General features: G+C 67.0%; 4 protein-coding genes. 3 read left to right on the top strand and 1 reads right to left on the bottom strand.

Going from position 1 to position 11,374, the window contains the following annotated elements; all coding sequences use genetic code 11:
• Together AB0I42_RS35400 and AB0I42_RS35395 are read left to right on the top strand one after the other, a co-directional pair.
• Nucleotides 1–545: sigma-70 family RNA polymerase sigma factor (locus tag AB0I42_RS35400; protein ID WP_357544135.1), on the top strand; the 545-nt coding region annotated here is incomplete at its 5' end.
• 13 nt (nucleotides 546–558) lie between these two features.
• Entirely contained in the window at nucleotides 559–2,280 is a 1,722-nt protein-coding gene (locus tag AB0I42_RS35395; RefSeq protein WP_357544134.1) for a hypothetical protein, read from the top strand.
• A gap of 100 nt (nucleotides 2,281–2,380) precedes the next feature.
• Here AB0I42_RS35395 and AB0I42_RS35390 read toward each other — a convergent pair whose 3' ends face one another.
• Complete coding sequence (locus AB0I42_RS35390; RefSeq protein WP_357544133.1) at nucleotides 2,381–3,901, bottom strand: restriction endonuclease; 1,521 nt, start codon at nucleotides 3,899–3,901, stop codon at nucleotides 2,381–2,383.
• A 702-nt stretch (nucleotides 3,902–4,603) separates the two neighbouring features.
• Here AB0I42_RS35390 and AB0I42_RS35385 point away from each other — a divergent pair.
• Complete coding sequence (locus AB0I42_RS35385; protein WP_357544132.1) at nucleotides 4,604–10,966, top strand: carboxypeptidase regulatory-like domain-containing protein; 6,363 nt, start codon at nucleotides 4,604–4,606, stop codon at nucleotides 10,964–10,966.
• The last annotated feature ends 408 nt before the right edge of the window (nucleotides 10,967–11,374 follow it).

The following is an 11,374-nucleotide window of genomic DNA, read 5'->3' as shown; positions in this document are numbered from 1 at the left end:
ACCCGCCACCGGCCGGGGTCTACGCTGTGACACACGGCCACCGCACGATCTTCGGTTGTCCTCACAAACCATCGATGATCGCCGCGGTGGCCGTCCTCATGCCCACGCCACGCCCAACCCTGAAGCCAAGTGACGTTGGAGTACTAACGCAGATGCTGCGCCGGTGGCACGAGATCAAGGACCCACTCGCTTGGGCGAGTAAGGGACTGCTCAGCAACCTGATTAAGTACAGGCAGAGCGAACAGCGCCGCATGATCCGCCAATGCAAGTATCTCGCGGACACCTTCGAACGTCCCAACGACCACGCCGACATCTGGGACGACGCTGACGCCGTTGATCAGCTTTTGGCAGTCCTCACGCCCAACCAGCGGGCCGTCGTTAAGCACATGCTGCGAGGGCTATCACAGGAGCAGGTCGCGCTACTGCTCGGTAAGTCCTACGACGCGGTCCGGCGCAGCCTCAGTGACATCCGTCGGCGGCTGGAGTCGCACCGTCAGCATCAGGTCGAGACCATGATTTGGCCGACGCAAGTCAGACCACGGTGAGGAAGGAGGCCCGATGACCATCAACCCTGACCCGTACCGGGACGAGTCCACCCCGCCAGAGGATCTGTCGCGGGAAGTCTTCGAGCTCATCGATGACGGCACGGTCGACATCAGCCCGGCCGAAATTGAGGCACGGCTGAATCGCACACTTGCCGACTCGGGTTATGCCCTGGAAAGCACCGAGGCTTTTCCTTCGATCGACTTCGGCGTCCCGTCCCTGATGGTGCCTCCTGGCTACCATTCTGAGGTTTTGTTCACCACGAGTACCGACGCCACCTGCCTCGATTACAAGGAGGGATTCAAGAAGCATACAGCGTTGAGGGTCGCTATCAGGCATGCGCGCGAGAAACTGCGGCGGGCATTGGTCAATGTCGCGGATGCCGAACGGCGGGCCGCAGACGTAACGTCGGGTGCCGACCTATACGTCGACATCGCCCTCGACCGGGTGCAAGAGCAGAAGGTGAAGTCAGAGGAAGAGGCTCGGCGTACCGCAGGTGCCCTTATCCACGAGGCGAAGAATGAGGCTGAGCGGATCATTGCTGCAGCGGAGCAGAAGGCCATGCGGATTGCAACGGAGGCTGAACGAGGCGCCGCGCATGCTTACCAACTGTCCCAGCGTGCAGGAAATCCGGTGAGGGAACCGGATTTCCGCGCCTTTTCTGCACTCGTCCAGGCCCAAGCGCGATTTCAGCATCTGCAGGCACCGACAGGTTCAGGCAAATCCGAGGCGTCAATGATGTATGCCCGGCAGCGCCGGGTACAGCTTCCCGTCGAGGCCACCGTCTGCGAGTTCATGGAGCGCACCCGCGCGGGCCTGCACCTAGAGAAGCCGGCCGAAGCGCGGGACCCACGACGTACCGTCCGCATCGACCAGTTCTACCGCGGAGTCGTGGTCCTTCTCGGCAAGGAGAAGTACGTGCTGCTCTGTGTCCTACCGCATGATGACGCCATCGCCTCTGCCGTGGGATACCGGTTCGCCGCCCACCAGAACCTCGGCCTGCTTCAGATGCGCAACGAGGCAGGCGTCGAGGAATTCGCGCGTACCGAACCGGCTGGCCGGCACGGCGGGCTGTTCGACCACGTCTCGACCGCCGAGCTCCTACGGCTCGGCGTAGACGAGAACCTGATGCCACTGCTACGCAACATCGCTACCGACCAGCAAATAGAAAGCTTGGCCGGGCGCTTGCCGGAGGCACATCTCGACATCCTGCGTGGCCTGGCCAGCGGGATGACCGTGGAGGACGTCTGGGGGGAACTGGCTGACCGAAATCGGGGCGGCCTGGGCCCCAAGAACCCGCTGACCTCAGCACGCTGTAAGCCCGAGCAGGGGACCGCATTTGTTGCTGCGCAGTGCGATACGTTCCCCAATGCCCGTACATACATCGATGGATCGCTCGCGCATGGTGACACGAACACGTTGCTGGCCGAGGTTGACCTCGGCGTGGTGGTCGACATCGCCGGATACGGCGCGAACAGTGCCGAGTCGTTGCCGCTGACGGAGCGTGCCAGTGACGCGATCCGGGAGCATGTCAAGCACGAGTTCGCGTACTGCACGGTTGCCGTCAAGGGCCAGAAGCGATCAACCTTGAAGCGGTTCGGTGCGCCGGTCAACGCAGAGGTGAAGGACCTCATCATCGACGTGATCGCGGCCCGGACCAGCCTCAATAAGGGATTGTGGATTCCGAACAGAACGAATAGTGGCGGGGTGGGGCTGGCGTTGTTGGCACGATCATGAGCTGGGTTGAGGAGAGCGCGGTTTCGTCGTTGGCGCGCTTGTCGTCTTCTGTGACGCGCGATCGTCCGGTAGCGCGTCCGATCCGCTGGTCCTTGGGTAGCTATGAGGGTGTCCCTCGTCCCACATCCGCTGGTGCCCAGCCCGGTGGCAGTTTGTCCAGGCCGATGAGGACGTCGAGGTCGAGGTGTTCTTTCAGCATGTGTTTGAGGTTTCGGCCTTCGATGATCTCGATGCGGCCGTTCGCGGTGGCGAAGTCGCGGCTTGCTTTGCCTACCCATGAGGTGGTGACGAGGACGCCCTTGGCTGCGCGTTTGTGGTCCATGACGCCGGCGAGGGCGTGTACCGCCTCCAGTCCGACGATCTTGCTGTAGCGCTTGGCCTGGATGATGCAAAGTCCGCCGACGATCGGGTCCTCGTTGATGGCGACGCCGTCGACGCCCTCGTCTTTGGATGCCTGGGTGACCCAGGATTTCATGCCGATGGCTTCGAACAGGCGGCGAATCAGATGCTCGAACTCGCCGGGGGAGAGCTTGAGCAGGTCGGTGCGGCTGTCCATGCCGGCGACCACGTCCATCTCGTCGACGAACTTGTACTTGGACAGGTCGAAGGTCATCACCGGTCGTACACCCTCGAGGTCGTAGGGGTGCGGGGAGACGATGGCGTTGAGGTGGCTGCGCAGGCAGAGCACGGGGTCCAGTTCCGGCTCGTCGAGTTCGATCTCGGCGAACGTGTCCCGCTCCGCGCTGATGCTGATCAGCAGCGGACGGACGGCGCGGCCGGTCGCCCGGTCCTTGGTGGAGACGTAGCCGTTGAACACGATGCCTCCGACCATGTCTGGGGTCGTGGCGTCGAACGTTTCGGCGAGGGTGCGCAGCGTCAGCCGGGCCAGCAGGTCGCCGTACAGCTTCTTCGTCTCCGGCTCTTTGCGGGGTACCGGGGTCATGCCCTTGGTCTTGGAGTAGCGGTAGGCCACGACGGTGGGCACGACATTCTGTAGCGGTAGCTCGTACTCGATGAGCAGTTCGCGGGAGGTCGGCTCGTAGTGCGCGGCGGCACGACCGGTCAGGCCGTCGGGGTAACGAGACTGGGCGAGGAGGTGCTGCAAGCGTTCGACGAACGCGCCCGGACCTCCGTTGGACAACGCCGCGCGAAGCTCGAGGGTCGAGTCGCCGGTGCGTCGGTTCCGGTCGACCAGCAGCTGGCCATAGGCGGCGACCTTGGCGGCGATAGCGTCGGTCCGGAACTCGGCCTCCGCGAGCCTGCGGGCGTGTTCCTGCTGTTCGGCCGCGCGCCGTGCCGCCGCGGCGTCCTGGGTTTTCGCCCGCGCCGCAGCGGTGCGAAGCCGTTCCTCGGCCCGTTCCCGTTGCGCTGCCTCGCGGGCTGCCTTCGCCGCGGCCTGGTCGTTCAGGCGTTTGGCCCGTATCTCCTCGCGTGCCAGTGCGGCCTGCGCCTTCTTCGCCGCAGCCTCGGCTCGTAGGGCCTCGCGGCGTGCCTCGGCCTCCTGGCGCTTCTGCTCCGCCACCAGCTCCCGGTGCCTACGCGCATCCGCTTGAGCCTCAAGCTTCTTGGCCTGCTTACGGGCGTCGAGGATCTGGGAAATCAGGCCTTTCCGTCGCGCCATTCGTCCTCCGCGGCTCCCCGATCGACAGACATGACCGTATCGCAGGCGACAACACGATGGAAAGCTCCGCTTACCAAGCGTGACGCAGGATCGTGGTCGACGCTGCTTGGCAAGCCGGGTCGCTGGCGAGGCCCAGCAAGCGCCCCAGACGTGCCAGGTGCCATCGTCCTCCAGTCCATGTGGACGTGACGGTGCCCGATGGGTCCTTGTGTTTGACGATCGCCCCAAACGTCGTGCGCCAAGGACACTACGGACCCGGAGGTGATGTCCCGTTGCCAGGCGCGGGTGGCAGCTACGTTCGCCGAACCCGCTCAAGCGATCTGATCGATGCGTCCTGGTGGAACTCGTGCGTCCACTGATCTGACGGCGCCTGCCCTGAACGATTGAGCGGACCGTGCCCATGTGATCACTGGAAGTGAGCTTTGGGTTCGGAACGATCCGTGACGTCCGGTTTGTGGTTGCAAGTTGTGATCGCTATTTACATCGATGGTTGGAGATCTTTAAAGTTCGCGCACTGGCTGGCGTCAATCACGGGGGTGCCGGGTGGCTGGTGTGCGCGTGGGCGTGTCGCGGTCCTGGTGGGCTGCGACGGTGTCTGTACTGGTGGCGTTGGCGGGGCTAGGAGTGCCGGCCCGTGCCGAGGCGGCACCGCCGGGGCCGGTATGCGTGGACGAGCAGCCGGATGCCGTTTCGGCACGTCGGATGGTAGAGGCCTGTAGCCGGCGGGTGGAGATTCTCGCCGAGCGGACGGAGTGGTCGCAGACGTTCCTGAACGGTGATGGCTCCCGAACGCTGGAGCAGACCATCGAACCGACGCGGGTGCGTAAAGGCAACTCCTGGACGCCGGTCGACACCACTTTGAAGGTGTCCCGGGAGGGGGTCGTGCCGCGGGCGACGGTGCTGCCGATGGTGTTCTCCGCCGGTGGTGACGCGCCGCTGGCCCGGCTCAGGGACGGCGACCGGGAACTGGCGATGACGTGGCCGGGTCGGCTGCCGGAGCCGGTGCTGGAGGGAGCGACCGCGGTTTACCGTGACGTTCTGCCGGACGTGGATCTTCGGGTCACCGCGCAGCCGTTGGGCTTCTCCGAGGTGCTGGTGGTCCGTACCCGGGAGGCTGCGGCGAATCCCAAGCTGTCGTCGGTGCGGTTCGGGTTGGCGACCAAGGGAGTCACGGTCAGCGGCACCACCTCGGGTGGCCTCGCGGCCCGTGACGACACGGGTGCCACCGTGTTCGCCGCTCCGGCACCGCTGATGTGGGACTCGTCGCAGGCGCCTGACGCCGAGGCCGAGGGGGCCCGGCCGGCGGGCAAGGCGGAGCGTGAGAGTGGTCCGCAGCGCAAGCCGGGTACCGCGGAGGAGCAGCGGCAGTTCGATGAGGAGCGGAGCGCCCTAGGCGTGCCTGGCCAGACGGCCGTGCCGGAGGTGGCTCGTCGGGCGGTGATGCCGGTTCGGGTCGACGGTGACGCGATCACGATCGTCCCGGACAAGGCGATGCTGGCCGACCCTCGAACCAAGCTGCCGATCTTCATCGATCCGTCGTGGACCGGGGGGATTGACAGCAACGCGTGGACATCGGTGTGGAGCAAGTTCAAGTCGAGTTCGTTCTGGCAGAACTCGTCGGCGTTGACCAACGGTTCGACGTTCGGTTCGGCGGGTGCCGGCCGTACGGAGGACTGCTCCGGCTGCGGGGATTACATCATCCGGTCCTTGTTTCGGATGAACACGTCCAAGGTGGCGGGCAAGCACATCGTCAAGGCGGAGTTCCGGGTCGAGCAGCGGCATGCGTGGACGTGCAGCCCGCGGAGCAATGCGAAATTGTGGTTGACTGGGGCGATCTCGTCGAGCACGACGTGGAACAACCAGCCCACCTGGAACGGTAGCTCCACGGCCCAGACGGTCGGCAACCGCAAGTATGGGGCGGCGCACGGCTGTCTCGGCACCGGCACCATCGAGTTCAACGTGACGTCGATGGTGGCGAAGGCGGCGTCCAGCAGTTGGTCGAACCTGACCGTGGGGCTGCGGGCGGTCGACGAGGGCACCAAGAACCACTGGAAACGCTTCAATCACTCGTCGCCGAAGCTGGCGATCACCTACAACACCAACCCGGGCGCACTGTCGGACCGCGCATCCGACGGTAGGACCTGTGCCACGGGTACGTCCCGGCCGTACGTGCTCACGACCACGCCGACCCTCTCCGCCAAGCATTCGGACCCCGACACGGACCAGCAGTCGCTGACGACCGACTTCCACTGGTGGCCCGTCGGCGGGACGCGTAACGACACCGACCGCGTCTCGCAGGCGGCGGGTAACCCGTCGACTGTGTCGAGGGCGATCCCGGCTGCCAGGTTGACCGACGGGGTCAGCTACGCATGGCAGGCCCGCACCTGGGACGGTTCCCACCACGGCCCCTGGTCCGGCACCTGCGAGTTCACCGTCGACGCGACACCGCCACCACCACCGTTGAGCATCGGCTCCACCAACTACACCGGTGACGGGGTCCCACGCGGTGGGGTCGGCTTGTCCGGCACGTTCAACGTGACCGCGCCGACGACCCGGCCGTACGAGGTGAAGGAGTATGCCTACAGCCTGGACTCCGCTGTCCTGACCGGGGCGAAGGTGGTGCCGGCGCGGGCCACGGACCACGGCGCGTCGATCACGTTGGCTCCGCTGCACGACGGCGTGAATGTACTTCACGTCTGGTCGAAGGACCACGCGGGTCGGTTCTCGACCCCGGTGGCGTACACGTTCAGTGTCCGGGCCGGTTCCGGTCCTGCCGCCGAGTGGACGTTCGAGGAGACCGGCGCCACCGCCACCGATGTCTCCGGCCACGGCAACAGCCTGGCCCTGGGCGGGGCGGCGACCCGCGTCGCCGGCCGGTCCGGCGTGGGCACGGCTCTGTCGTTGCCCGGGACGACCGCAGCCGCCAAGACCGGCGCACTCAACACCACACACCCTGACACAGGTGCGTCTACACCGGTCCGGACGGATGCGAGTTTCACCGTCGCCGCCTGGGTCAGGATCAACTCCACGTCGGGAAGCGGCCTGCAGACCGCGGTCAGCGCGAGCGGATCGCGTACGTCGGCGTACCACCTCGGCTATGCCGGCGGCAGTCAGCGCTGGCGGTTCACCATGGCGGGCGCCGACACCGACAACGCCGGGCTCCACCATGTCCTGTCCGACGCGGCACCGACCGCGGGCAAGTGGACCCACCTCGCGGGCGTTTTCGACGCCGCCACCAAGCAGATGACGCTCTACGTCAACGGTGTGGCCCAGACCGCGACCACGACCCTGGTCGGCGGATTCAACGCCACGACGGACATGGCGGTCGGGAAGCGGAAGTGGAACGGAGGCGACGACAGCTTCCTCACCGGTGTTGTCGATGACGTGCGGTTCTACAACTTCGTCGAGACCCCGGCGAACCTGGCGAAGCTTGCCGTGCCGCTGCCGCCGGCGATCACCTTCCCCAATGGCGGTGACGTCACCGCCGGCGGGCAGCTCACCGTGCGTTTCGATGCCGGCGGCGACACCAATGTCACCCGGTTCCGTTACAGCATCGACGGCACCGGTCTGGGCAGCACGGTCGACGCCAGCACCGCTGGCGGCACGGCGACCGTGACCGTCAATGTCGGCAGCAACCTCGGGCCACGGCCGGTCTTCGCGGTGGCGGTCGACGGCGGTAACCGGACCAGCGACATGAACCAGGGCCAGTTCACCGCAATCCCCGCGGCGATCCTGTCCGGCACGGTGTGGAACGAGAGTTTTCTTCCCCAGGCCGGCGCTGTTGTCCAGTTGCAACCGGGCGGCCATCAGGGCACGTCGGGCGCTGACGGCAGCTATACCGTGACCGGCTTTGCTCCCGGCTCCTACACCGTCAGCGCCACCTTCGGCGGCCGGTGTGGCCAGGTCTTCAGCGGGCCGTTGGAGATCGACGGCCAGGGAACGACGTACGACATCTTCCTGTCCGCGGTCCGCGACGATCTGGGTCACACCTGCTCAGAGCAGAGCGTGCCGTTCACCGCGGCGTCCACCGCATTGGCGCTTTCCGGCGACGACGCCGTCGCGACGGTGCAGCTACCGTTCGCGTTCCCGTTCTACGGCGGCGCGTACCGTAGCGCGTGGGTGGACACCAACGGGTTGCTGTCGTTCACCGACCCCGGCGGCTCACACCCGTACACCGGTCAGCAGCCTGCTCCGGTGGCCCCGGCCGCGGCGGTGGCGCCGTTCTGGGACGACCTGGTCGTCGATGCCTCGGCCAGCGTGCGAACCGCGACCACCGGCAGCGGCGCGTCTCAACGGTTTGTTGTCGAATGGCGCAACGTGCACCGCAAGGGCAACACCGCGCAGCGGTTGTCCTTCGAGACCATCCTCGCCCCGGACGGCACCGTCACCACGAACTACGACCAGCTCGACAACGCCGCCGAGAGGGGTGCCCACGCGGTCGTCGGCATCGAGGCGGCCGATGGCGAGGACCGGCTGCGCTACTCGATCGCCGAACCGGTCCTGGCGAACACCCAGGCGATCACCTTCGCCCGGCCCGACGCGGCCGGCGAGTTGGAGCTGCACAGCCTGTTCGGCACGTTGACCGATGCCGGCGGTGCGCCCGTGGTCGGCGCGACGGTCACGCTGGATCCGACCGGGGTGAGCACCACGACCGGTGCGAGTGGCGCGTACAGCTTCACCGGCCTGGTCGCGGACAGCTACACCGTCGCCGTCAGGTTGGCGGGCCGGTGCGGCGCGGTCGTCCGCAGCCAGGTGGAGCTGTTCGTCGACGTCGAGCGTGACCTGAGGCTCGGACCGGACTACGGAGGCATGGGTTACGCCTGTAGCACCGGGCCGTCCGGCTTCGTCTCCGCGTCCACTGTGCTGGCGTTGACCGGCGACGACGTGGCGACATCGGTGACACTGCCGTTCCCGGTACGCTTCCACGGCGAGTCGTACACCACCGGCCGGGTGCACACGAACGGCCTAATGAGCTTCGGCCCCGCTTCGGGCGAGCCGGACACCTGGGTGAACCCGACCATGCCGACGTCGGCGGCACCGAACGCGGTCGTCGCCCCGTTCTGGGACGACCTCGAGGTCGACGCGGCGGCCAGCGTCCGGACCCAGACGCTGGGCACCACCCCGAACCGGTCGTATGTGGTGGAGTGGCGCAACGTCGGGTTCCGGCCGACCAACGCGCAGCGGATCACCTTCGAGGTGATCTTCCACGAGGACGGTCGCATCGCCTTCCACTACGGGGCGATGTCCACCCCCATCCACCAGGGCGCGGGTGCGACGGTCGGCCTGGAGAACGCCTCCGGCACGGTGGCGGCACTGTACTCCTTCCAGGAAGCGGCACTCACCGGCAACAGTTCGATCACCTACACCCCGGCACCCGCCGGAGCGGTCGAAGGCGTGCTCACCACGGCGGTGACCGGCGAGCCGATCGCCGGGGCGACAGTGACACTGAACCCCGGCAACCGCAACGCCACCACCGCAGCCGACGGCAGCTACCAGTTCACCGCAGTGCCGGTGGGCGAGTACAGGATCGCGGCATCCACCGGCGACAACCGGTGCGCCGGCCAGTACGCCCGCGAGACGATCAACCACCCAGGTGGCACCTCGGAGGTGGACCTGTCGGTGATGGTCAACGGAGACGAGTTCGGCTACAAATGCACCACCGGTCCGCAGGCCTTCGTCCCCGGCGACGTCGTCGAGGGATGGCAGGGCGACGAGACGGTGTGGCAGAAGAACCCGCCGTTCCCGGTCAAGCTCTACGGCGAGTCGTACACCTCGGCGTGGATCAGCGCCAACGGCCTGATCAGCTTCAAGGACCCGGCGTACTTCGGCTGGATCGGCTCCTGGCCGGGCCCGATCCCGTCGCCGGCCGCGGAAGGCTCGCCGAACGCGGCGGTCTACGTGCTCTGGGACGACTGGGTGGTCGACTCCCAGGCCAGGATCGCCACCAGGATCAGCGGCACCGCCCCGAACCGGCAGTGGGTCGTGGAGTGGCGCAACGTCCACATCTACGGCGACACCAGCACTCGCGCCACCTTCGAGGTCATCTTCAAGGAAGACGGCCAGATCACCCTCGCCTACGCCGACATCGACCCGGCCAAGCCGATCGAGCGCGGCGGGGAGGGCACCGTCGGCATCGAGAACGGCGACGGCTCCATCGGCTTCCAGTACCTGTTCCGTGAGTCATGGCTCGCCACCGGCCAAGGGGTCACGTTCACCCCCAACCCACCCGGCCAGGGCAGCGTCGCCGGTACCGTCACCTGCCAGGGCACACCGGTAGCCGGAGCGACCGTCACGGTGGCCGACAAGACGACCACCACCGCAGCCAACGGCACCTACCACATCGACGCGGTACCCGCCGGCACCTGGGCCGTGATCGCCACCGCGCCAAGTGGAACCTGCCGCGGATCGGACGTGCGTCAGGTGGTGGTCGGCACCAACACCCAGACCGCCGCCGACTACGCCCTCGACGCCACCCCGGCCGGCGGCGGCTACCGACTAACCGAACAACCCGTCACCTACACACCGGCCAACGGCACCGTGCTGCCACTGACCGGAGACGACGCCTACACCTCGATCGCCCTCCCCTTCCCGGTGACCCTCTACGGCCAGAGCTACTCCACCGCCTGGGCCGACATCAACGGCCTGATCAGCTTCGTCAACCCCGGCGCGCCCTCACCGGACGCATGGCCCATCCCCTCACCAGCCGGCCCCGACCAACCCAACGCCGCGCTGTACCCGTTCTGGCACGACTGGGTCGTGGACAGCAACGCCAGCGTCCGTACCGCCGTACGGGGCAGCGCGCCGAACCGGCAGTTCGTCATCGAGTGGCGCAACGTCCACTCGTACGAAGACCCCCGCACCCGCGTCACGTTCCAGGCCATCCTCGACGAAGCCGGCGGCTACACCTTCGCCTACACCGACAACGACGGCACCTTCCTCGAACGCGGCGGCGGCGCCACCATCGGCATCGAAAACGCCGACGGCACCTCCGCAATCCAGTACGCCTACCGGCAACCCGTCCTCCGGCCCGGCCTGGGGCTGCGGTTCAACCCGCCGACACCATGACGGCCCCACCTCGCCGCCCCTAGCGGTGCCGTCGTACGCGGGCGCGCCAACTGCTGTCCCACTCGATCCAGCCCTGTGGTACCTACGCAGAGGGCAGACACGAACCACCAGATCGCGGTCACCACGCAGACATCGGGGAGCACATGATGGACGCAGCCCGTTCGCCCTACCTGCCACGTCGAAGCGGCAGCCGAGTTCGACGGGTGACAGCTGCGCTCGCCTCGGTGCTCATGGCCACGGGTTTGCTGAGTGTGCCAACGCCCGCGGCCGGTAAGGCCCTGTACGAGCCGCCGGGACCGCAGAAGGTGCCGAGGGTGCCGGTGGCCCCGGTCGTTTCGGCCACCTCGCAAGCCCAGGCCGTGATGCCCGACGCGAGCCGTCAACCAGCCCCGGTCTGGCCGGCCGCCG

Origin of the sequence: Polymorphospora sp. NPDC050346 (assembly GCF_040655695.1) — a bacterium.
Lineage (GTDB): Bacteria > Actinomycetota > Actinomycetes > Mycobacteriales > Micromonosporaceae > Polymorphospora > Polymorphospora lycopeni.
Note: the sequence above shows the minus strand (reverse complement) of the source record. Positions and strands in the feature narration are given on the sequence as shown.